Source organism: Polaromonas sp. (assembly GCF_043778355.1).
In the GTDB taxonomy this organism is placed as follows: Bacteria; Pseudomonadota; Gammaproteobacteria; order Burkholderiales; family Burkholderiaceae_C; genus Polaromonas.
Map to the genome: position 1 here is coordinate 1 of NZ_JAYWHI010000067.1, position 22,853 is coordinate 22,853.

Annotated in this window: 22 protein-coding genes; 5 read left to right on the forward strand and 17 right to left on the reverse strand. The window is 61.6% G+C overall.

Going from position 1 to position 22,853, the window contains the following annotated elements:
• The first annotated feature begins 131 nt into the window (after positions 1-131).
• Together ACH2CW_RS10470 and ACH2CW_RS10475 are read left to right on the forward strand one after the other, a co-directional pair.
• The gene (locus ACH2CW_RS10470) at positions 132-611 is read left to right on the forward strand and encodes a DUF1579 domain-containing protein (RefSeq protein WP_395057814.1); all 480 of its coding nucleotides are present in this window, start codon (positions 132-134) and stop codon (positions 609-611) included.
• A gap of 61 nt (positions 612-672) precedes the next feature.
• The gene (locus ACH2CW_RS10475; protein ID WP_395057816.1) at positions 673-1,572 is read left to right on the forward strand and encodes an alpha/beta hydrolase; all 900 of its coding nucleotides are present in this window, start codon (positions 673-675) and stop codon (positions 1,570-1,572) included.
• A gap of 95 nt (positions 1,573-1,667) precedes the next feature.
• Here ACH2CW_RS10475 and ACH2CW_RS10480 read toward each other — a convergent pair whose 3' ends face one another.
• Positions 1,668-1,880, reverse strand: a complete 213-nt coding sequence (locus ACH2CW_RS10480) for a hypothetical protein (RefSeq protein WP_395057818.1) — start codon at positions 1,878-1,880, stop codon at positions 1,668-1,670.
• Positions 1,881-2,038: 158 nt separating this feature from the next.
• Here ACH2CW_RS10480 and ACH2CW_RS10485 point away from each other — a divergent pair, with 158 nt between their 5' ends.
• The gene (locus ACH2CW_RS10485) at positions 2,039-2,938 is read left to right on the forward strand and encodes a LysR family transcriptional regulator (protein ID WP_395057820.1); all 900 of its coding nucleotides are present in this window, start codon (positions 2,039-2,041) and stop codon (positions 2,936-2,938) included.
• A 70-nt stretch (positions 2,939-3,008) separates the two neighbouring features.
• On the opposite strand, the gene ACH2CW_RS10490 is transcribed toward ACH2CW_RS10485, so the two are convergent.
• Genes ACH2CW_RS10490 through ACH2CW_RS10500 form a run of 3 tightly spaced genes read right to left on the reverse strand, consistent with a single transcriptional unit; the run spans position 3,009 to position 5,707 of the window.
• Positions 3,009-3,968, reverse strand: coding sequence for a Bug family tripartite tricarboxylate transporter substrate binding protein (locus tag ACH2CW_RS10490; protein WP_395057822.1), 960 nt, complete (start codon positions 3,966-3,968; stop codon positions 3,009-3,011).
• 60 nt (positions 3,969-4,028) lie between these two features.
• On the reverse strand, positions 4,029-4,331 hold the full coding sequence (locus ACH2CW_RS10495; RefSeq protein WP_395057824.1) for a hypothetical protein: 303 nt from the start codon (positions 4,329-4,331) through the stop codon (positions 4,029-4,031).
• Positions 4,332-4,345: 14 nt separating this feature from the next.
• Positions 4,346-5,707 carry an acyclic terpene utilization AtuA family protein gene (locus ACH2CW_RS10500; protein ID WP_395057826.1) on the reverse strand — a complete coding sequence of 454 codons (1,362 nt, stop codon included), beginning with the start codon at positions 5,705-5,707 and terminating at the stop codon, positions 4,346-4,348.
• Positions 5,708-5,880: 173 nt separating this feature from the next.
• Between ACH2CW_RS10500 and ACH2CW_RS10505 the strand changes: the two genes are divergently transcribed.
• Both ACH2CW_RS10505 and ACH2CW_RS10510 read left to right on the forward strand, forming a co-directional pair.
• A complete protein-coding gene (locus ACH2CW_RS10505) occupies positions 5,881-7,668 on the forward strand; it encodes an ABC transporter transmembrane domain-containing protein (protein ID WP_395057828.1) in 1,788 nt (595 codons plus the stop codon).
• A 169-nt stretch (positions 7,669-7,837) separates the two neighbouring features.
• Positions 7,838-9,160 carry a Glu/Leu/Phe/Val dehydrogenase gene (locus ACH2CW_RS10510; protein WP_395057830.1) on the forward strand — a complete coding sequence of 441 codons (1,323 nt, stop codon included), beginning with the start codon at positions 7,838-7,840 and terminating at the stop codon, positions 9,158-9,160.
• Positions 9,161-9,881: 721 nt separating this feature from the next.
• On the opposite strand, the gene ACH2CW_RS10515 is transcribed toward ACH2CW_RS10510, so the two are convergent.
• From ACH2CW_RS10515 to ACH2CW_RS10575, 13 genes are all read right to left on the reverse strand, one after another.
• A complete protein-coding gene (locus tag ACH2CW_RS10515; protein WP_395057832.1) occupies positions 9,882-10,382 on the reverse strand; it encodes a DUF1178 family protein in 501 nt (166 codons plus the stop codon).
• Positions 10,383-10,389: 7 nt separating this feature from the next.
• Complete coding sequence (locus ACH2CW_RS10520) at positions 10,390-11,022, reverse strand: NUDIX domain-containing protein (RefSeq protein ID WP_395057834.1); 633 nt, start codon at positions 11,020-11,022, stop codon at positions 10,390-10,392.
• A gap of 11 nt (positions 11,023-11,033) precedes the next feature.
• The gene (locus tag ACH2CW_RS10525) at positions 11,034-11,333 is read right to left on the reverse strand and encodes a DUF2818 family protein (RefSeq protein WP_395057836.1); all 300 of its coding nucleotides are present in this window, start codon (positions 11,331-11,333) and stop codon (positions 11,034-11,036) included.
• Between the two features lie 6 nt (positions 11,334-11,339).
• On the reverse strand, positions 11,340-12,842 hold the full coding sequence (gene nuoN, locus ACH2CW_RS10530) for an NADH-quinone oxidoreductase subunit NuoN (RefSeq protein WP_395057838.1): 1,503 nt from the start codon (positions 12,840-12,842) through the stop codon (positions 11,340-11,342).
• Between the two features lie 23 nt (positions 12,843-12,865).
• Positions 12,866-14,341, reverse strand: coding sequence for an NADH-quinone oxidoreductase subunit M (locus tag ACH2CW_RS10535; RefSeq protein ID WP_395057840.1), 1,476 nt, complete (start codon positions 14,339-14,341; stop codon positions 12,866-12,868).
• Between the two features lie 11 nt (positions 14,342-14,352).
• Positions 14,353-16,395: an NADH-quinone oxidoreductase subunit L gene (gene nuoL, locus ACH2CW_RS10540; protein ID WP_395057842.1), complete on the reverse strand. Its 2,043-nt coding sequence runs from the start codon at positions 16,393-16,395 to the stop codon at positions 14,353-14,355.
• 7 nt (positions 16,396-16,402) lie between these two features.
• The gene (gene nuoK / locus ACH2CW_RS10545; protein WP_188709032.1) at positions 16,403-16,711 is read right to left on the reverse strand and encodes an NADH-quinone oxidoreductase subunit NuoK; all 309 of its coding nucleotides are present in this window, start codon (positions 16,709-16,711) and stop codon (positions 16,403-16,405) included.
• Positions 16,708-17,355 (reverse strand): NADH-quinone oxidoreductase subunit J, encoded by a 648-nt coding sequence (locus ACH2CW_RS10550; protein WP_395057845.1) that lies wholly within the window; start codon positions 17,353-17,355, stop codon positions 16,708-16,710. Before ACH2CW_RS10550 ends, nuoK begins: the two co-directional genes overlap by 4 nt.
• A gap of 41 nt (positions 17,356-17,396) precedes the next feature.
• Complete coding sequence (nuoI, locus tag ACH2CW_RS10555) at positions 17,397-17,894, reverse strand: NADH-quinone oxidoreductase subunit NuoI (protein ID WP_395057846.1); 498 nt, start codon at positions 17,892-17,894, stop codon at positions 17,397-17,399.
• A 2-nt stretch (positions 17,895-17,896) separates the two neighbouring features.
• Entirely contained in the window at positions 17,897-18,970 is a 1,074-nt protein-coding gene (gene nuoH, locus ACH2CW_RS10560; protein WP_395057848.1) for an NADH-quinone oxidoreductase subunit NuoH, read from the reverse strand.
• On the reverse strand, positions 18,967-21,105 hold the full coding sequence (nuoG, locus tag ACH2CW_RS10565; RefSeq protein ID WP_395057850.1) for an NADH-quinone oxidoreductase subunit NuoG: 2,139 nt from the start codon (positions 21,103-21,105) through the stop codon (positions 18,967-18,969). Before nuoG ends, nuoH begins: the two co-directional genes overlap by 4 nt.
• Positions 21,106-21,123: 18 nt before the next feature.
• Complete coding sequence (gene nuoF, locus ACH2CW_RS10570; protein ID WP_395057852.1) at positions 21,124-22,524, reverse strand: NADH-quinone oxidoreductase subunit NuoF; 1,401 nt, start codon at positions 22,522-22,524, stop codon at positions 21,124-21,126.
• Positions 22,525-22,526: 2 nt separating this feature from the next.
• Positions 22,527-22,853, reverse strand: a 327-nt coding sequence (locus ACH2CW_RS10575) for an NAD(P)H-dependent oxidoreductase subunit E (RefSeq protein WP_395057854.1), incomplete at its 5' end; no start/stop codon positions are given.

Consider the following 22,853-nt stretch of genomic DNA (forward strand, 5'->3'; position numbering starts at 1 on the left):
TGCGTCCGCGAAACTGATCTGGTCCATCGCTGCTGCTCCTTTGTGTATCTCAACGGTCAACACATCTGATCGGTGGACTTGTTCAGAGTTTCCCTAAAGTTCATCGTTCTGACTCCAGTAGCAAGTCACCAATGAATCCATCTCGCATCCCCACCGACTTCAACTTCTTCCCCGGCAACTGGCAAGTCAGCCACCGCCGCCTGAAGCAGCGGCTCGCCAACAGCACCGACTGGGAAGAGTTCGATGGCACCTGCCACGTGCAAACCCTGCTGGGAGGACTCGGCAATGTGGATGACAACGTGATCGACTTGCCGAGCGCGCCTTACCGCGCTGTCACGCTTCGTTCCTTCAACCCGATTACGCACCAATGGACGATCTGGTGGCTGGACGGGCGGGTGCCTGGGCGGCTTGATGCGCCCATGGTCGGGGCGTTCAAGGACGGCGTGGGCACCTTCTACGGTGACGACACGCTGGACGACCGACCGATCAAGCTGCGCTTTCTGTGGACCATGGCGGCGCCCGATGTACCACGCTGGGAACAGGCATTCTCGGCCGACGGCGGCGCGACCTGGGAAACGAACTGGGTAATGACTTTCACGCGTGCGGCCTGATCGCCTGCAAAGCCGCTGGGTGGCCGATGATCTACTGAGCAATTGTCCAGGGACCATCACCATGCATGTTCTCCTCAAGAAACTTTCAACACTGTCGGCCCTCGCGCTCTACGCGCTGGCATCTCCCGCTGGTGCCGCCGACCTGAAGGACTTCCTCGCCCTGCCCCGCCCTGCACCCACACACGAAATCCGTTACGGCGCGGCACCCAGCCAGGGCATTGATATTTTCCTGCCCGCAGGCAAAGGCCCGCACCCTGTCGCCATCCTGATCCACGGTGGCTGCTGGTCGGACTTTCCCGGCGCGGGGCGGGAGCAGTTGCGGCCGCTGGCTGCCGATTGGGCGCGGCGCGGCATCGCGGTGTGGAACGTCGGTTACCGGCGTGCCAATGAAGCGGGCGGCGGTTACCCGAACCTCTACCTTGATGTGGCTGCGGCCGTGGACCGGCTGCGCAGCGACGGACCAGCGCTGGGCATAGACACCAAGCGCAGCGTACTCACCGGCCACTCGGCGGGCGGGCATCTGGCGCTGTGGGCTGCTTCGCGTGCCGGCTTGCCTGCCGGCAGCGCACTGCGCCAGCCGAACGAGCCGCTGCCTGTGCACAGCGTCGTGGGTATTGCCGGTGTCGGGGACCTGGCGGCGTTTGCGCCGCGCCTGCCCGGCAGTTGCGGGCGCGGCATTCTGGAGCGGCTCAACGGCGGCGGCAGCGATCCGTTTGCCGATGTGTCGCCAGCACGCCTGGGCTTGCCGGAAAGCGTTCGCTCGGTGGTGATGGTCAGCGCGACGGACGACCAGATTGTGCCGCTGCGTGCTGCGCGCGACTACCGCAACGCATTACCTGCCGAAGCGGCCAGCCGCGTCCGCCTTCGTGACGTAGCCCATGCCGGGCACTTTGACCTGGTGACGCCAGGCACGCCGGCGTTTGAGGCCGTGTTCGAGGAAGTGCGGCGCCTGCTTCCTTAGCCAATATTCCAAGCCAAATCAGCCTCCAGCCCATAGCGGATAAGCGCAAGCAGCTATCAAAATAATAGCTTCCGGCTGCTGATTAATCGGCCGGATCAGTAGTCCGCGCGCATCAAGCGCCGGGCGCGGGCACTCAGCTTGCCGAGCATGGTTTGCGTCATCCAGGGATAAGCGGCACGGGTGGCAACCTCGGTTGTGGCCGGCCGGGCCGACGTACCGGCCGGTGTCTTGCGGGCAAGGGGGCGAACGGCCGAAGGCTGGCCCATGGAGGCAGAGGCAGAAGCGGTGAAAAATGTGGCGGTGGTCATGGTGTTTCCTTTGTGTGACTTGAGGGCAGTAGAAGGCTGCTTGTCAGAGGTCATGCATCAAATATAGGGTTAACCAGTATAAAAGTAAAACGACTTATATTGCGTTTGAGTGCACAAAAAGTGCTGGATAGAACAGCCTAAAAAAGAGAAGACACCCCATGGACATCAACCTCGCCCGCACCTTTCTGGAGATCGTGGCCTGCCACAGCTTTGTGCAGGCGGCCGAGCGCCTGCATGTGACGCAGACGGCGGTCAGCGCGCGCGTGAAAACGCTGGAAGACCTGCTGGGCCGCCAGCTTTTTGTGCGCAACAAGGCCGGCGCCTCACTGACGCCAGCCGGCGAGCAGTTTGTGCGCCATGCGATGACGCTGGTGCAGGTCTGGGAGCGCGCACGCCAGCAGATGGCGGTGCCGCCGGGGCGGCGTGCGTTGGTCACGGTGGGCTGCGAGATCAGTCTGTGGCAGCCGCTGCTGCTCGACTGGCTGCTCTGGATGCGCGGCAACGCGCCGGACCTGGCGCTGCGCACCGAGGTCGGCGTGGCCGAGGACCTGCTCGAACGCGTGGCGCACGGCACGCTGGACATCGTGATCGCCTACGCACCGCGCCAGCGGCCCGGCTTGCGCGTCGAGCTGCTGATCGAGGAAAAACTGGTGCTGGTCAGCACCACGCCGGCGCGCCAGGCGCCGCAGTCCGCCGACTATGTGTATGTGGACTGGGGCCGCGAATTTGCCGCGCAGCACAGCCTGGCGTTTCCTGAACTGTCCAGCGTGGGCCTGTCGTCCAGCCTGGGGCCGCTGGGGCTGGAATACCTGCTGGCCGTGGGCGGCGCCGGTTATTTCCGGCAGAACGTGGTGCGTCCCCACATCGCGCAAGGACGCCTGCACCGCGTGGCCGGCGCGCCAGAATTTTTGTACCCGGCCTACGCGGTGTATGCGGCCGATGCCGACATGACGGTGCTGGCGCCGGCGCTGGCCGGGCTGCGCCAGGCGGCGGCGGGCAAGGTGCTGGGCAAACCAGCGCCCAAGGCCCGAAAGGCGAGCCAGCCCACACAGGGCTGAGCAAGGGCACCACTCACGCACGGACGCATGGCCAGCCGCCTGGTCCGGCGGCTGGTACCAGGAAACCTGCTTATTGCGGCTCGATCTTCGCGTCGCGAATCGCCTTGGCCCATTTGGCGGTTTCCATCGTGTTGCGCTGGCCCAAGGCTTCCGGCGTGCCGGGCTCAACCGCAAAACCGATGGCCGAGAATTTTTCCTGGATGTCTTTGCTTTGCGCGGCGGCGTTGACGGCCTGATTCAACTTGGCAACGATGTCGGGCGGCGTGCCAGCCGGTGCAAACACGGCGAAGTAGGCGATCAGCTCATAGTCTTTCAACCCCAGGGCTTCATTGACCGTGGGCAGTTCGGGGATGGCGGGCGAACGCTTGGTCGATGTGACAGCCAGGCCGCGGATCTTGCCGCCCTTGATCTGCGGCAGCATGACGGCAAAGTCGGCGGTGAACATCATCACCTGGCCGCCTATCAGGTCAGTCATGGCGGCGGGACCGCTTTTGTAGGGCACGCTCGTGAACGAAATGCCGGCCATGCTGGCCAGCATTTCAGACGAGACGAGCTGCGAGGTGCTGGCGCTGGCCGAGGTGATGTGACCTGCCTTGGTTTTGCCCAGGGTCACCAGCTCACGCAGGCTTTTTGCCGGCACGTCATTGTTGACGGCAACGATCAGCGGCACCGAGCCGATGTAAGCCACGGGGGTGAAGGCGGTGTCCTGGTTGTAGGGCAGCGTTTTCATCAGGCTCTTGAGGGCGGCGTTGGTGCTGTTGGTGCCGATGAGGATGGTGTAGCCGTCCGGCGCGGACTTGGCCACCGCGTCCGCGCCAAGCATGCCGTTGACGCCGGGTTTGTTCTCGACCACGACGGTCTGGCCCAGGGTCTCGGTCATCTTGGCGGCAAAGGCGCGGCCAACCGTGTCGGTGGCGCTGCCCGCGGCAAAGGGCACGATGGCCTTGATCGGCTTGTTCGGAAAAGCCTGGCCAAAAGCCGTGAAGGAAAGGCTGGCCATGGCCAGGAAAAGAATCGATTTGCACTTCATGGTGTTGTCTCCGGTTTAAAAATTGTGGATGCTTGAAACAGAACTGAAACTGCTGTGCGCTTATTCGACCGCCATGCCGAGGATGGCCGAGCTCAGGCATTTGCCATGCGCGTCCAGCGCCAGAGACCGGGTAACGCCGCCGCCCAGCGCGTCGTGCAAAACAAAGTTTAAGGCACCCAGCTGCGGCAGCACATACCGGTCGACCTCGCCTTTGACGATGTCGCCATAGTGTTTGCGCACACGCTCGGCCGTGATGCAGCGTTCAATCGCGGCAAAGTCCTTCAGGTCGAACGCAATGACGGAAATAGTGGAGCGGTTTCCCTTGTCTCCGGTTCGTGAATGGGCAATGTCGCGCAGCAGCATGTTCAGACCTTGTTCTAAAGTTCCAGCGTTGTCACGCTGGTCTGCACCAGGTCGCGCGGCAGCAGCACGGAGCCTGCGGCAATCACCTCGCGGACCGACTTGGTGACACCGCCGCCACCGGCCGGACCGTTGAGGTACATCGCCTCCACCTCGTTGGCCACACGTTCAGCGTCTTTTCGGTTGCTCACACGCATGGCCACACGAACCCGGACTTCGTACGGCTCATAACCGGCAGACAGGCTTGGCCCATGAATGGCGTTGACGCCAATCAGCTCATAACGGCTGTCCAGCGCCTGAATGCCCGAAGCGTCCAGCCGCTGGCGCAGCACGTCCAGCGCGAGCAGGCCGCGTGCCTGCGCACCCAGGCCAGCGTAGGAAATTTGCCCCTCGCCGATAAAACCATCGCGGTAGCCCACGGTCACCTTCAGGCTGGATGGACGCTGGCGGCCCGTGGCGCCCTGGATGCGGACCCTGTTGGGCGCGACCTCGGTCAGCGTGACCCCCGAAAAGTCTGCCACCACGTCAGGCTGCAGGTAACTGGAGGGGTTTTCAATCTCATACAAAAGCTGCGCCGTGCAGGTGGCCACGGTGACACAACCGCCCGAACCCTCCACCTTGGTCAGGGTGGCGCGGCCGTCTGCCGATACCTCGGCGATGGGAAAACCCAGATTGGCGAGGTCAGGCACATCGCGGTAACCTGGGTCGGCAAAATACCCGCCCGTGACCTGCCCTGCACACTCCAGCAAATGACCGACGACGGTGCCCTGCCCCATTTTTTGCCAGTCGGTCATGGACCAGCCAAAGGTGTGAATGAGCGGCGCCAGAAACAGGGCGGGGTCAGCAACCCGGCCGGTAATGACCACATCCGCACCCAGCTCAAGTGCCTGCACCAACGCCTCGGCACCGATGTAGGCGTTGGCTGAAAGCACCGAAGTGCCCAGCGACTGCAGGGATGCGCCACTTTCGAGAATGTTCAGGTCCTGCGCATGGATCAGGGGCAACACGTCGTCCCCGTGCACCACCGCCACCTTCAGGCGCGTCAGGCCCAGCTCGCGCGCGATCCGGATGACCTCTTCGCCAGCAGCCTGCGGGTTGGCAGCGCCCATGTTGGTGATGATTTTCACGCCCTGGCTGGCGCAGGAAAGCAGCACCGCCTCCATACGATCCCGAAGCAAGGGGTCAAAGCCGCGCCGCGCGTCCTGGCTGCGCTCCAGCTGGGCCAGGGCGATGGTGCGCTCTGCCAGGCACTCGAACACCAGGTAGTCGAGATCGCCCTTTTCTGCCAGCTCAATGGCGGGTGGAATGCGGTCGCCCGAATAACCGGCGCCGGCGCCTATGCGAATGGTTTTGAGGGAAGGGTCAGTCAGAGATGTCATGGCTCGCAAGTTCAGCGCGGCAAGGTCGCCAGGGACGAACCATGAACGAAGCGGAATGCCACCGCAAATTTTAGGACTTTTCAAGCCGCAGTATGTGCGGGCTTGCCCTGCCATCCGTCTTGCACACCCCGAGTCCTGGCTGCTGCGCGCCTGAGCCCGACTAAACTCCTTGCATGGCTACTTCCTCCTCCGCCGCCGTGGCACCCAAGGGCCAACCCCGCTCGCTGTCCGGCCTTTTGCCCTTTCTGCGCCCCTACCGCGGCCGCATTGTGCTGGCCATGTTTTTTCTGGTGATGGCAGCGGTGGCCACACTGGTGTTTCCGCTGGCGTTGCGCAGCCTGATCGACGGCGGCCTGGATGCCGCCGACAAGGGACAGGCCTTGATGGCGCTGCGTACCCACTTCTTCGAGCTGTTTGGCGTGGCCGCGGCGCTGGGGCTTTTTTCGGCCGGCCGCTTTTACATGGTGAGCTGGCTGGGCGAACGTGTGACGGCCGACCTGCGCAATGCGGTCTACGGCCATGTGCTGCGCCAGAGCCCGGAGTTTTTTGAGACCACGCAGACCGGCGAGGTGTTGTCGCGCCTGACCGGCGACACCACGCTGGTGCAGACCGTCGTCGGCTCGTCACTGAGCATGGGCTTGCGCAATGCGGTCATGGGCGTGGGCGCGCTGGGCATGCTGGTCTACACCAACCCCCGCCTGATGGTTCAGGTGCTGGGTGTGCTGGTGCTGATCGTGCTGCCCTCGGTGTGGTTTGGCCGGCGTGTGCGCAAGCTCTCGCGTGCCAGCCAGGACCGGGTGGCCGACTCCAGCGCGATTGCGGCCGAGGTGCTCAACGCCATCCCGGTGGTGCAGAGTTACGCCGCCGAGGCGCGCGAGTCGGCGCGTTTTGATGTGTCGACCCAGGACGCCTTCGACACCGCCGTGCGCCGCACGCGGGCACGCTCGGTGTTGATCGCCTTCATCATCATCGCCACTTCGGGCGCGCTGCTCTGGGGCCTGTACCAGGGCACACAGGCGGTGATGCGCGGCGACATCACGGCCGGGCACCTTGGCCAGACCGTGGTCTATGTGATCATCCTGGCCGGCGCCACCGCAGTGCTCGGCGAAGTTTATGGCGACCTGCTGCGCGCCGCTGGCGCAACCGAGCGGCTGATGGAGCTGCTGGAGACTCGTTCACCCGTGACTTCACCATCCAATCCGGCTGTAGCCCCTGTCCTGCCGTCGGGAAGCGCTATCAAATTTGAAGCGGTGAACTTTCATTATCCGTCGCGTCCACTGCAGCCTGCACTGATTGATTTTTCGCTGAACGTGGCGCCCGGCGAAACCGTGGCCATCGTTGGGCCCAGCGGCGCCGGCAAAAGCACGGTGTTCCAGTTGCTGCTGCGTTTTTACGACCCGGCCTCGGGCCGCATCGATATCGACGGCGTGGCGACGCGTGCGCTGTCGCTGCAAGACCTGCGCGGACGCATCGGCATCGTGCCGCAGGACGCGGTAATTTTTTCAACCAGCGCGCTGGAGAACATTCGTTACGGCAAACCCGGCGCCAGCGACGCGGAAACCAAAGCCGCCGCGCAGGCCGCGTTTGCGCATGACTTCATCATGACCTTGCCGGAGGGTTACGACACCTTCCTCGGCGAGCGCGGTGTGCGCCTGTCGGGCGGGCAGCGCCAGCGCATCGCGATTGCGCGCGCCATGCTGAAAAACTCGCCGCTGCTGCTGCTCGACGAGGCCACCAGCGCACTCGACGCCGAAAGCGAACGCATGGTGCAGGCTGCGCTCGAATCGGCCATGAAGGGCCGCACCACGCTGGTCATCGCACACCGGCTGGCGACGGTGCAGCAGGCCGACCGCATCATCGTGCTGGACCACGGCAAACTGGTTGAGCAGGGCACACACGACGCGCTGGTGGCGGCCAATGGGGTCTACGCCCGGCTGGCGGCCCTGCAGTTCATGGACTGAAGCTCGCACCATCAAGGTGGTGAGCGGTTCACGGCACCGCCCCCTGAAGGCGACACCTTGAAGACAAGGTTATGCATTAAATGCATGTGAATGCAGCAAGCTGGCCTTGGACAGGTCGTGGCCATCGTCCTAAGCTGTGGGACATCGGATCTTCACCAGGAGTTTTTCCATGTCGCACGCTTCCAGCCCCACCGCAGCGCCCGCCTCTGCCGCGCTTTTGCATTCCCTGCCCTCCTACCTGCAGGCCGACCAGCTCGGCCCCTGGGGCAACTACCTGCAGCAGGTGGACCGGGTCATCCCGCATCTGGGCAATCTGGCGCGCTGGGCCGAAACCCTCAAGCGCCCCAAACGCATCCTGATCGTGGATGTGCCCATCCACATGGACGACGGCACGGTGGCGCACTTTGAGGGTTACCGGGTGCAGCACAACGTCTCGCGCGGTCCTGGCAAGGGCGGCGTGCGTTTTCACCAGGATGTGACCTTGTCCGAGGTGATGGCATTGTCGGCCTGGATGTCGATCAAGAACGCCGCCGTCAACGTGCCTTACGGCGGCGCCAAGGGCGGCATTCGTGTGGACCCGAAAAAGCTGTCGCGCGGTGAGCTTGAGCGCATGACGCGCCGCTACACCAGCGAGATCGGCATCATCATCGGCCCGAACAAGGACATCCCCGCGCCCGATGTGAACACTAACGAGCAGATCATGGCCTGGATGATGGACACCTACTCGATGAACACCGGATCGACCTCGACCGGCGTGGTGACCGGCAAGCCGGTGGACCTGGGTGGCTCGCTGGGCCGGCGTGAAGCCACCGGGCGCGGCGTATTCACGGTAGGCGCTGAAGCCGCCCAACACATTGGCCTGGACATCAGCAAAGCACGCGTCGCGGTGCAGGGCTTCGGTAACGTCGGCGGTGTGGCCGGCAAGCTGTTTGCCGAAGCCGGCGCGCGCATCGTCGCGGTGCAGGACCACGGTGGCACGATTTACCGCGAGGCTGGCCTGGACGTGCCCTCGCTGCTCAAACATGTGCTCGAAACCGGCAGCGTCGGCGGTTTTGCGCAGGCTGAAACCCTGGCCGACGACAAGTTTTGGGACGTCGATTGCGAGATATTGATCCCTGCCGCGCTGGAGCAGCAGATCACCAAACACAACGCCGGCCGCATCAAGGCGCGTATGGTGATCGAAGGCGCCAACGGCCCGACCACGCCCGAGGCCGACGACATCCTGCAGGAACGCAATGTGCTGGTGCTGCCCGACGTGATCGCCAACGCCGGCGGCGTGACCGTCAGCTACTTCGAATGGGTGCAGGATTTTTCAAGCTTCTTCTGGGACGAAGCCGAAATCAACGCCCGCCTGGTGCGCATCATGAAAGAAGCTTTTGCCGGCGTCTGGCAGGTGTCGCAGGACCACAAGGTCAGCTTGCGCACGGCGACGTTTATCGTGGCCTGCAAGCGGATTTTGCATACGCGTGAGTTGCGGGGTTTGTATCCTTGATGGCGTTGTCATTGCGGGCCCGACCCGCAATCCATGCAACGCGAATTCAGGTCGGAGGTGCATGCCACAGGGATCCCGGATCGAGTCCGGGATGACAAGTGGAGAGCTTGCAGAAAAGCTGCCCACCTGCAAAAAATGATCAACGAAATCAGCCTGTAGCCCTGGACTGGCGTGTGCAAGCAGCTATTGAATTGATAGCGATTGCAGCGGCATGGACTCCCCACTCCCAACCCCCCGCCCTTCCCTCGCCCCGCTGGGCGATGGAAGGGAGCCTCATTTGGCCGCGTGCGCTGCGCTCGCGTGCAAACATGACGGTCTGTTGGGATTCCCGCAGAAGAAGCGCTGCGCGCTTCTTCTGCTCCGGACTTTTGTCCCCGCATTAGTCTCTCCCCACCCGTCGGGCTGGGCCGAGGAGCGCAGCCGAAAACGGATCAGGGCGAGCGATTGTCTGAGCGAAGCGAGTTCGAGCTCCACCCCGTTTTCGGCGAGCACCGCAGGTTGCCCCGAAGCGCAGCGCAGAGGACCCGGACCATCGGGTCGCCTTTTCTTTTGCTTACTTTTCTTTTGGCGACGCAAAAAGAAAGTAAGTTGCCGCCGGGCAACCCCCGGCTTGTTGGCAGACCACACAGTCCGAGGCGAAGAAGGCTTCGACAGGCTCAGCCCGAACGGTGGTAGCCCTCGGGCATGGATCCCGGATCAAGTCCGGGATGACAGGCAAACACTACTGCAGTGTTTCTTTCACGGCCGCAGGCAGCGGCAAAGGCATCACCTCAATGCCCTCCTCGATCAGCTCAATGGCTTCAGCGCGACTGGCCTGGCCGCGTATGCTGCGCTGCTCGGCATCGCCGTAGTGCATGGCGCGCGCCTCGTCGGCAAAGCGGTGGCCGACGTCTTCGGTGTTGGCCATCACCTTGCGCAAGGCTTGCAGAAACTCCGCCTGCCTGACCGAGCCGTCGACGACCGGCGTGACATCGTGCGCAGAACTGATGGCAGCATTTGCTGCGGGTAGCGAAAGCTCACGGGAGGCAGAGGCTGCTGGCGGTGCGTCAGCTGCTGCACCAAAATTGAGACGGGGTGCGCTTGGCATTTTCTGAATGGCTGGGTCTGCGCACAAGGGGCAGGTGACCAGGCCTCGCGCGCGTTGACCCTGAAAGTCCTCTTCCGATGCAAACCAGCCTTCAAAGGCGTGCTGGTGCGAACACTGGAGGTTAAGAACTTTCATGCCCTGATTATCGGGCAGCGTCCAGGTCTGCGCTGTCCTGCCAGTCCAGAGCCCATGCGCCGGACAAGACGTTTTGCAGCCAGAGCGCGCCCGTCAGGGTCTTGCCGTCGGTAACACGGCCATCGCAGCACCACTGCAGCAACTCAGCCGGGCTGGCGGTGAAGACATCGAGAAATTCCCCTGCATCGAGCTGGCGTTCACCAGCAGTCAGGTCTTTGGCAAACCAGATGTCGATGAACTCGGTGGAGTAGGAAATCACCGGGTGCATCACACCGGCGCGGGCCCAGCGGCGGGCGGTGTAGCCTGTTTCTTCCAGCAACTCCCGTTGCGCGCAGGCCAGAGAAGCTTCACCGGCATCGAGCTTGCCGGCAGGAAATTCGACCATCACGGCGTGCACCGGGTAGCGGTACTGGCGCTCAAGCACCAGGCGGCCGTCGTCGAGCTGGGCAATCACCATCACCGCGCCGGGGTGGCGCACGTACTCGCGCGACGCTTCGCTGCCGTCCGGCAAACGCACAGTGTCGCGAAAGGCATGCAGAAAATGCCCTTTGAGCAATTCGTGGCTGGTGAGCGTGCGCTCCTTGAGGTGAGCGTCGTCTGCCTTGCCGGGAGGCGCTGGGTACGTATCAGCCGCCGCCATGCTGAGGGTCCCTAGCGGTGCTTGAACAGGTAGCGGTACACAAAGCCCGGAAAGGCGAAGGTGATGAACAGCGTGGCAGTGATCGCATAAAACTCCCACCCCTGCGGCGCGATCTGGCCGGCACGTTGCTCCAGAAACAAGCCGATGCCGCCGACCACGAAATACCACAACACCATCTCGCCAAGCCGCACCGCGAGCATCTTGGGCCCGTTGAGGGGATAGACAGCAAGCAGCCGGTTGCTGATGAAAGGCAGATTGGCGGCCAGCAAGGCCAGCACCACTACCAGCCACACCGAGGCAGTCTGGGTCATGCGGGCTCAGGTCCCCAGGGATTTCACGACGCTGGCAATGGCCTGGGTGCACAAGGTCATCAACCCACCGGGCATGAGGCCGAGCAGCAGAACCAGCGCACCATTGATGGAAAGGACCACACGCGCGTCAGTGGGTGCATCGATGGCGGTTGGCATGCCGGGGTTGGGCGCATCGAAATACATCACCTTGACCACCCGCAGGTAGTAGAAGGCGCCGACCAGCGACATCATCACGGCAAACACGGCGAGCACGACGTACAGGGTTTGCTGCGAAGACACCAGCGCCTGCAGGACGCCGAGCTTGGCATAGAAACCAACCACCGGCGGCACACCGGCCAGCGAGAACATGCAGACAGCCATGACACCCGCAAACAGCGGGCTGCGCTGGTTCAGGCCGGCCAGATCGGTGATTTCCTCGGACTCATGGCCCGCACGCGCAAGCAGCAAAATAATGCCGAAGACCGCGAGGGTGGTCAGCACATAAGTGATGACGTAGAACATGGCCGCGCCGTAGGCAAATTCAGCGTTGAGCTTGTTGCCGTTCACGACGCCTGCCAGCAGCGCCAGCAGCAGGAAACCCATTTGCGAGATGGTCGAAAACGCAAGCATGCGCTTGAGGTTGGACTGCGCAATCGCCGCCAGGTTACCCACGAGCAGCGAACCTATGGCAAGAATGGCAAGCATCTGCTGCCAGTCGATGGCCAGCGGCAACAGGCCTTGCACCAGCAGGCGGATACAGATGGCAAAGGCCGCGAGCTGGGGCGCTGCGCCGATCAGCAAGGTGATGGCGGTGGGGGCGCCCTGGTAAACATCGGGCAGCCACATGTGGAAAGGCACGGCGCCCAGCTTGAAGGCCAGGCCGGCCACGATAAAGACCAAACCGAACACCAGTACCGAATGCTTCACCTGGCGGCTGGCAATGGCTTTGTACACCTCACCCACGTCGAGGGAGCCGGTGGCACCGTACATCATGGACAGGCCGTACAGCAGGAAGCCCGAAGCCAGGGCGCCGAGCACGAAATATTTCATCGCCGCCTCGGTGGCGGTCGCGTTATCGCGGCGCAGCGCCACCAGCGCGTAACTGCACAAGGTCATCAACTCCAGGCCCATGTAGATCACCAGGAAGTTGTGGCCCGAGATCATCACGAAAATGCCCAGCAGCGCAAACATGGCCAGTGTGAACAACTCGCCGCCGCGCAGCATCTGCCGGTCTGCGGCATAGGGACGCGCATAAACCAGCGTAACCATCATGGCGACCGAAGCGAAACACTTGAGCCAGTTGGCCATGGGGTCGCTCACCACCATGTTGCCGAAGCCGTACACCGTGTTGCCGCCGATGGCGTAGACGGCCGTCAGCGCAGCCACCACAGCCAGCGTGAGCAGCGTCAACACATAGGTCAGCGTGCGCTGCGGGCTTTTGACGCCCAGGTCCACCAGCAAGATGACACAGGCCATCGTCAATAGAACGATCTCCGGGTAAACCGCGATCCAACTGAGTTTGTCAATCATCTGAATTCTTTTGGAAGGGTTGCTTAGGGGAGCTTGGAGACGGCCACATGCTTGAGCAGGCCGGCCACCGAGCTGTCCATCACATCGGTGAAGGGCTTGGGATAAATGCCCATGACCATCACGGCTATCGCCAGCAGCGACAGCATCAGGAATTCGCGGCTGTTGATGTCGGTCAGGCCCTTGACGTCGTCATTGGTGACAGGCCCGAGGTAGACCCGCTTGAACATCCACAGTGTGTAGGCAGCGCCGAAAATCAGGGCGGTGGACGCCGCCAGACCGATCCAGAAATTGAACTTGATGGCGCCCAGAATGACCATCCACTCGCCCACAAAACCGGCAGTGGCCGGCAGGCCGCAGTTGGCCATGGCAAACAGCAGCGCAAACGCGGTGAACTTGGGCATGGTGTTGACAACGCCGCCGTAACTCGCAATCTCGCGCGAGTGCACACGGTCGTACAACACGCCGATACACAGGAACATTGCGCCGGAGACAAAGCCATGCGCAATCATCTGCACAATGCCGCCCGACACACCGAGGTCATTGAAGATGAAAAAGCCCAGCGTGACAAATCCCATGTGGGCCACCGACGAATAGGCCACGAGTTTCTTCATGTCCTGCTGGACCATGGCCACCAGGCCCACGTAAATCACCGCGATCAGCGACAGCGCAATCATGAGCCAGGCCCATTCACGTGCGGCGTCGGGCGCAATCGGCATCGAAAAACGCAGGAAGCCATAGGCGCCGAGCTTGAGCATGATGGCCGCCAGCACGGCGGAGCCGCCGGTGGGCGCTTCCACGTGCACGTCGGGCAGCCAGGTGTGTACCGGCCACATGGGCACCTTGACGGCAAAGGCCGCAAAAAAGGCAAAGAACAGGAAAGTTTGCGCAGAACCACTGAGCGGCAAGGTGTACCAGGTCGCCAGATCAAAACTGCCGCCCGACTTGACGTACAGGAAGATCAGCGCAACCAGCATCAGCAAGGAGCCGAGCAGCGTGTAGAGAAAGAACTTGAAGGCGGCGTAAATTTTCTTAGGGCCGCCCCAGATGCCGATGATCAGGTACATCGGGATCAGCGTCGCCTCGAAGAACACGTAGAACAACATGCCGTCGAGCGCGGTGAACACGCCGATCATCAGCCCGCTGAGAATCAGGAAGGCTGCCATGTACTGGTTGACGCGGCTGGTGATGGACTCCCAGCTCGCGATGATGACGACCACGTTGATAAACGCTGTCAGCAGCACAAACCACATCGAGATGCCGTCCACGCCGAGGTGGTAGTTGATGTCGAAACGGTCAATCCACGCAGCTTTTTCGACAAACTGCATCGCAGCCGTGCCCAGCTCAAACCCGCTGTACAACGGCAGCGTCACCAAAAAACTGACGAGGGCACCGATCAGCGCGATCCAGCGCACACTTTGCGCCTGCTCGTCACGTCCGAGCGCCAGCAGCACGACGCCGAAAAAAATCGGCGTCCAGATGGCAAGACTCAACAATCCCATTTTTGTTATTCCTATTTGCTGAGCAGTTCTTTGATCATCGGCCAGGTCGCGAAATAGCTGATCAGGATGAAGATCCCCATGATCATGGCCAGTGCATAGTGGTAGATGTAGCCGGTCTGGACCTTGCGCACGATGCTGGAGACCCAGCCCACCAGTTTCCAGGAACCATTGACCAGCGCGCCGTCAATCATCTTCTCGTCGCCGCCCTTCCAGAGGCCGATACCGAGCCCGCGGGCACCGCGTGCAAGCACGTTTTCATTGAACCAGTCCATGTAGTACTTGTTCTCGAGCAATGCGTAGAGCGGCTCTACCCGGCGTTTGATGGCAGCCGGCAGGGCCGGGTTGACCATGTACATGTAATACGCCGCCGCAACGCCCGCCAGCGCCAGCCAGAAAGGCGCTGTCATCAAACCGTGCAGCGCCATTTGCGCCGGACCGTGGAACATTTTGGCCAGTTCGGCCATGGCCGGGTGTTTGTCGGCGTTGACGATGATCGCGTCTTTCAGGAAGTCCCCAAACAACATCGCATCAATGCTCATGAAGCCAATCACCACCGAAGGAATCGCCAGCAGGACCAGCGGCGCGGTCACCACCCAGGGCGACTCGTGCGGCGCATGGTGCTCGTCGTGGTGGCCGTGTCCGTGGTCATCGTGATGGGCATCCGGATTCTGATCAAACCGTTCCTTGCCGTGAAACACCAGGAAGTACATGCGGAAGGAATAAAAGGCCGTGACGAAGACACCGGCCAGCACCGCGAAGTAGGCAAACCCGGCGCCGGGCAGATTGCTGAAATGCACCGCCTCGATGATGCTGTCTTTGGAATAAAAACCGGCAAACAGCGGTGTACCGATCAGCGCCAGCGATCCCAGCAAGGCGGTGATCCAGGTGATGGGCATGTACTTGCGCAAGCCGCCCATCCAGCGAATGTCCTGGTTGTGGTGCACGCCCATGATGACCGAACCCGCCGCCAGAAACAGCAGTGCCTTGAAAAACGCGTGCGTCATCAGGTGAAAGACGGCGACGGAATAGGCCGACGCGCCCAATGCGACCGTCATGTAGCCGAGCTGTGACAGCGTCGAATACGCCACAACACGTTTGATGTCGTTCTGGATGATGCCCAGCAAGCCCATGAACAGCGCAGTGATCGCGCCTATCACCATGATGAAACTCAAGGCCGTGTCGCTCAGCTCGAACAGCGGCGACATACGCGCCACCATGAAAATGCCGGCCGTCACCATGGTGGCGGCGTGAATCAGCGCAGAAATCGGCGTTGGGCCTTCCATTGAATCCGGCAACCAGACGTGCAGCGGGAACTGCGCCGACTTGCCCATGGCGCCAATGAACAGGCAGATGCAGATCACGGTGATCAGCATCCAGTCGGTGCCAGGCAGGCTGAGCGCGGCTATTTCGCCTGACTTGGCGAAGACCTCGGTGTAGTTGAGGGTGCCGGCATAAGCCGCCAGCAGGCCAATGCCGAGAATGAAGCCGAAGTCGCCGACGCGGTTGACCAGGAAGGCCTTCATGTTGGCAAAGATGGCGGTCGGCTTGTTGAACCAGAAACCGATCAGCAGGTAGGACACCAGGCCCACCGCTTCCCAGCCGAAAAACAGCTGCAGCATGTTGTTGCTCATGACAAGCATCAGCATGGAGAAGGTGAACAGCGAGATGTAGGCAAAGAAACGGTTGTAACCTTCGTCTTCCTCCATGTAGCCGATGGTGTAGATGTGCACCATCAGCGAGACAAACGTCACGACACACATCATCATGGCGGTCAGGCCATCAACCAGGAAGCCGACTTCCATCTTCAGGCCGCCGACCACCATCCAGGTGTAAAGCGTCTCGTTGAAACGGGCGCCGTCGATCGCCACGCTTTTGAGCGTCATCGCAGAAATCACGAATGCCACCAGCACACCCAGGATAGTCAGGGTGTGCGACAGGCGGCGCCCTATCCAGTTGCCGCCGAAGGTGGTGCCGAAAATACCGGCGAGCACAGCGCCTGCCAGGGGCGCCAGGGGGACAGCCAGCAGCGTGGCGGCCGAAAGGGTTTGGCTCATGTTCTTCTTATCCCTTGAGCGTGTTGAGTTCGTCGACGTTGATGCTGGACTTGTTGCGGAACAGCAGCACGAGGATGGCCAGGCCGATCGCGGATTCAGCAGCAGCCACAGTCAGGATAAAAAATACAAAAATCTGGCCAGCCATGTCGTTGAGGTAATACGAGAAGGCCACGAAGTTCATGTTGACGGCCAGCAGCATCAGCTCAATCGCCATCAACAGCACGATCAGGTTTTTCCGGTTCAGAAAGATGCCGATCACCGACAGGGCGAACAGGATGGCGCCCAGGGTCAGGAAGTGTCCCAGCGTAACCATCATGCTTTGTCCTCAGTGACGGAGACCACCGGTGCAGCCACCGTTGGCTGGATTTTCACAAGGCAGACGCGATCAGCGCTCTTGACGCGAATCTGGTCTGCCGGGTTGATGTACTTGGAGTCCTTGCGCTCGCGCAGGGTCAGCGCAATCGCCGCGATGATGGCGACCAGCAGAATCACTGCCGCGATCTCCAACGGGTAGAGATACTCGGCGTACAGCACTTTGCCCAGCTCCTTGGTGTTGGAGAATTGATCCACCGCCTGGCCGGCCACCGCAAGCACCGCCTTGGGCTCCTGGCTTGGACGAAAGCCGCCGATCAGCACAGCCGCCATCTCGAGGGCAATCAGCGTCCCGACGGTGGCCGCAAGCGGAAAGTGCTTCCAGAAGTTCTTGCGTACACCGTCCATGTTGACGTCGAGCATCATCACGACGAACAGGAAGAGCACCATGACCGCACCGACATACACCAGCACCAGCGTGATGGCCAGGAACTCGGCCTTCAGCAGGATCCAGACCGCTGCGGCCTGGAAAAAAGCCAGCACCAGGTACAGCGCTGCATGCACCGGATTGCGGGCAGTGATCACCTTGAATGCCGCGAACAGCAGCACCAAAGCGAAGACATAAAAGAGACCTGTTCTAGCGTCCATGTTCTGCAAATCTTTCTTGAGCCAGCATCTGTCTGGGTTGGTCAGCGGTACTTGGCATCGACAGCGCGGTTGGCTGCAATTTCTTTTTCGTAACGGTCGCCCACGGCCAGCAGCATGTCCTTGGTGAAGTAAAGGTCGCCGCGCTTTTCGCCGTGGTATTCGAAGATGTGCGTTTCAACGATGGAGTCAACCGGACAGCTCTCTTCACAAAAGCCGCAAAAAATGCACTTGGTCAGGTCGATGTCGTAACGCGAAGTGCGGCGGCTGCCGTCTTCACGCACATCGGACTCGATGGTGATGGCCATGGCCGGGCAGACGGCTTCGCAAAGTTTGCAGGCAATGCAACGCTCTTCACCGTTCTCATAACGGCGCAACGCGTGAAGGCCACGAAAGCGCGGGCTCTGCGGTGTTTTTTCTTCCGGAAACTGGATCGTGATCTTGCGCTTGAACATGTACTTGCCAGTCAGGGCCATGCCCTTGAACAGCTCGGTCAACATGAAGCTGGAGACAAAATCTTTAACGGAGGCAACTGCACTCATGATCACTTCCAGATGTTGTAAGGGGTCTGCATCCAGGCCCCAACCACGACGAGCCACACCAGCGTGACGGGGATGAAAATTTTCCAGCCCAACCGCATGATCTGGTCGTAACGGAAGCGCGGAAAGGTGGCGCGCACCCACAGGAACATCGTGACGACCACAAAGGTCTTGGCGCCCAGCCAGATCCAGCCCGGAATGAAGGACAGGAACTCGAACGGGGGCAACCAGCCGCCGAGAAACAGGATGACCGCCAGGATGGCGACCAGCCACATGTTGGCGTATTCGGCCAGGAAGAACATGGCAAACGACATTCCCGAGTATTCGACCATGTGGCCAGCGACGATTTCAGACTCGCCCTCGACCACGTCAAACGGGTGGCGGTTGGTCTCGGCCAGGCCGGAGATGAAATACACGACAAAAATCGGCAGCAGCGGCAACCAGTTCCAGGACAGGAAATTCATGCCGTAGCCGACGCCCATGCCTTTGGCCTGGCTCATCACGATGTCGGTCATGTTCAGGCTGGCCGAGACCATCAGGACCACGACCAGGCAGAAACCCATGGCGATCTCGTAACTGACCATCTGGGCCGAGGCACGCATCGCGCCCAGGAAGGCGTACTTGGAGTTGGAGGCCCAACCCGCGATGATCACGCCATAGACCTCCAGCGAGGTGACTGCCATCAGGAACAGCAGACCGGCATTGATGTTGGCCAGCGCCACATCCGGACCGAAGGGAATCACGACCCAGGCCACCAGCGCGGGCATGATGGTCATGATCGGGCCCAGCACAAACAGGCCTTTGCTGGCCGCGGTCGGGATGATGATCTCCTTGGTCAGCAGCTTGAGTGCATCGGCAATCGGTTGCAACAGACCCAAGGGCCCGACGCGATTGGGACCCAGACGGATCTGGGTAAAACCAATCGCCTTGCGCTCCCACAGCGTCAGGTAGGCGACGCAGCCCATCAAGGGGGCCACCACGCAGACAATCTTGATCAGAGTCCAGATCACCGGCCACACGGTGCCGGGCCAGACACCGCCCATCAACCCCTGGCCGGCGTTAAAGATTGTGTCAATCATGCGGGCACTCCTTCAGCAGCAACACGCCGCGCATCGGCGGTCAGTTGCAGCGACGTTGCGCGCCGCACCAGGCTGTCGAGCTGGTAAATGCTCGCCACGGCAGGGGTGCCCTGCCCTGCGGACATTTGAACCGCCGACGTGGTGCTGTTGTCCAGGTTACCTGCAGGAACCAGCGCTGCTTGCGCGCCGGGGACCTGCTTGAGCACCTCCTGCGAGGATTCAAAATCAAAACCGGGCAGTTCGAGCAGGTTGGCCAGTACGCGCAAGACTTTCCAGGCGGGCCGCGTCTCACCCAGGGGTTTAACCACGGCGTGGAAGCTCTGCACCCGGCCTTCGGCATTGACAAAGGTGCCCGGTGTTTCGGTGAACGGCGAAATCGGCAACAGCACGTCACTGATGTCCATGTTGGCCTTGAAGGGACTCAGGGTCACGACCATCTGCGCAGCGTTGAGCGCCGCCTTGGCTGCCGCACCGGCCGCCGAATCGAATTCAGGCTCGGTATTGAGCAGCAGCACCGCCTTGAGCTTGCCCGCCAGCATTTGCCCGGCATCCATGCCCTGCCCTGCCGGCATGGCAGCCGCGAGTTGCGCACCCACGGTATTCGCGGCTTCGGTCAGATACCCGACGCTCGCGCCAGTTTGCGTCGCGATCCAGTTGGCAAGCGCCAGCAGACTGCTCGCATTGGCGTGATGGGCTGCGGCGTTACCCAGCAAAATGGCCTTGCGCTCACCACCCATCAAGGACTTGGCGATGGCTTTGGCGGCATCACTTGCCTGCCCTGCCGCCGGTGCAGCCATACCTTTTTCTGACGCGATCGCTGCAGCCACATCGGCCAGGGCCTGCACCCAGGCGCCGGACTCAAGCACCACGCTGTTGGCCAGCGGCATGGCCCAGGCATCGGATGACGACATCTCCACGACAGAATTGATAGCACTGAGCGCACATCCTTTGCGGACAGACTGCCGAATTCGTTGAGAAAACAGCGGATGGTCCTTGCGCAGGTTCGATCCAACGACCAGCACCCGCTGCAGTTGCGACAGGGAAGCGATCGAGGTGCCGAGCCAGCGCACGCCAGCCTGTGGGGAAAATTCAGCGTTGCGCAAGCGGAAATCAATGTTGTCGCTGCCCAGGCCACGCATCAGCGATGCGGCCAGGTAAAGTTCTTCGAGCGTGCTGTGCGGGCTGGCCAGCGTGCCGATGCTGGCAGCGCCGTGGTCTGCCTTGATCTGCTTCAGGCCATTGGCCACATATTCGAGTGCGGTCTGCCAGTCCACCGCTTTCCACTCGCCGCCTTGCTTGATCATCGGGCTTTTCAGGCGCTCGTCGCTGCCCAGCGCTTCGTAGGAGAAGCGGTCGCGGTCGGCAATCCAGCACTCATTGACATCTTCGTTTTCCAGCGGAACGACACGCATGACCTGGTTGTTCTTGACCTGGACGATCAGGTTGGCGCCGGTGGAGTCGTGCGGGCTCACCGACTTGCGACGCGACAGCTCCCAGGTGCGGGCGCTGTAGCGAAAGGGTTTGCTGGTCAGCGCACCGACCGGGCAAATGTCGATCATGTTGCCCGACAGCTCGGAGTCGACCGACATGCCGACAAAGGTTTCGATTTCGGCGTGTTCGCCGCGATGCGACATGCCGAGCTCCATCACACCGGCCACTTCCTGGCCAAAACGCACGCAGCGCGTGCAATGGATGCATCGGCTCATCTCCTGCATGGAGATCAGCGGACCGACATCCTTGTGGAACACCACGCGTTTTTCTTCTTCGTAACGCGAGCCACTGCCGCCGTAACCGACGGCCAGGTCCTGCAGCTGGCATTCGCCGCCCTGATCGCAAATCGGGCAATCGAGCGGGTGGTTGATCAGCAGGAACTCCATCACGCCCTTCTGGGCCTTTATGGCTTTGTCGCTTTTGGTGTGCACGATCATGCCCTGCGTCACAGGCGTGGCGCAGGCCGGCATGGGCTTGGGCGCTTTCTCGACATCGACCAGGCACATGCGGCAATTGGCGGCGATGCTGAGCTTCTTGTGGTAGCAGAAATGCGGAATGTAGGTGCCGGCCTTCTCGGCGGCATGCATCACCGTGCTGCCTTCGAGCACTTCCACTTTTTGGCCGTCGAGTTCTATTTCAACCATATGTATTTCTTTCCGCAATCAAGCTTGCAGGGAAGCCTGAACCGGGGCGGGGGAAGCTGGAGACGTTTGCGGCTTGATCATGGCCTCAAACTCGTGGCGGAAATGCTTGATCATGGCGCGCACCGGCATGGCGGCAGCGTCACCGAGCGCGCAGATGGTGCGGCCCTGGATGTTGTCGGCCACCGAATTGAGCAGGTCCAGATCAGTCTGACGGCCCTGCCCCTTGTGAATGCGGTCCACCATGCGCCACAGCCAGCCGGTGCCCTCGCGGCACGGCGTGCACTGGCCGCAGGATTCATGCATGTAGAAGTAGGACAGGCGTTTGAGCGACTCGACCATGCAACGGCTGTCATCCATGACGATCACGGCGCCGGAGCCCAGCATGGAGCCGGCCTTGGCGATCGAGTCGTAGTCCATGGTGCATTCCATCATGATGGACGCCGGCAGGACCGGCGCGGAAGAACCACCAGGAATCACCGCCTTGAGGGTGCGGCCCTTGCGAACACCGCCGGCCAGTTCCAGCAGCTTGCTGAAGGGTGTGCCCATGGGCACTTCATAGTTGCCGGGCAACTCCACGTCGCCGGACACCGAATAAATCTTGGTGCCGCCGTTGTTGGGCTTGCCGCATTCGAGGTAGGCCTGGCCGCCGTTGCGGATGATCCAGGGCACGGCCGCAAAGGTCTCGGTGTTGTTGATGGTGGTTGGCTTGCCGTACAGGCCAAAACTCGCCGGGAACGGCGGCTTGAAACGCGGCTGGCCTTTTTTGCCTTCGAGCGACTCCAGCAAGGCGGTTTCTTCGCCGCAGATGTAGGCGCCGAAACCGTGCGATGCATGCAACTGAAAGCTGAACCCACTGCCAAGGATCTTGTCGCCGAGCAGACCGGCAGCGCGGGCTTCTTCAAGCGCTTCTTCAAAACGCTGGTAGGTTGCGAAAATTTCGCCGTGAATGTAGTTGTAGCCGACGCTGATGCCCATGGCGTAGGCTGCAATCGCCATGCCCTCGATCACGCTGTGCGGGTTGAACTGCATGATGTCGCGGTCTTTGCAGGTGCCCGGCTCGCCTTCGTCCGAATTACAGACCAGGTACTTCTGGCCCGGAAACTGGCGCGGCATGAAGCTCCACTTGAGACCCGTCGGGAAACCGGCGCCGCCGCGACCGCGCAGGGCACCCGCCTTGACTTCGGCAATCACCTGATCCGGCGTCATGCCCTGCCCGTCACCCTGCGCCAGAATCTTGCGCAGGGCCTGGTAACCGCCGCGCGCTTCATAGTCTTTCAGCCGCCAGTTGTTGCCGTTCAGATCGGCAAGAATTTGCGGATTGATGTGACGACCGTGAAAACAGGTCTGCACACCGGTGGCAGCGAACTGCGACAGCACGTTTTGTGCGGCGGGATTCACCGAATGGACGGAAAGCGTCATGGTTATTTCGCCTCTGCAGATGTGAGACCGTCGATCAACTGGTCCAGCTTCTCATTGCTCATGAAGCTGCACATGGTCAGGTCATTGACCAGCAGCACCGGGGAGTCCGCGCAGGCGCCCAGGCACTCGGACTGCTGCAAGGTGAACAGGCCGTCGGCTGTGCTTTCGCCCATGGAAATACCGAGCTTGTGTTCGAGATGCGCGAGCGCCTTGGCGCCATCGCGCAGCTGGCACGGCAGGTTGGTGCAGACATTGAGCTTGTACTTGCCCACCGGCCGCTGGTTGTACATGTTGTAGAAGGTGGTGACCTCATGCACCGCGATCGGTGG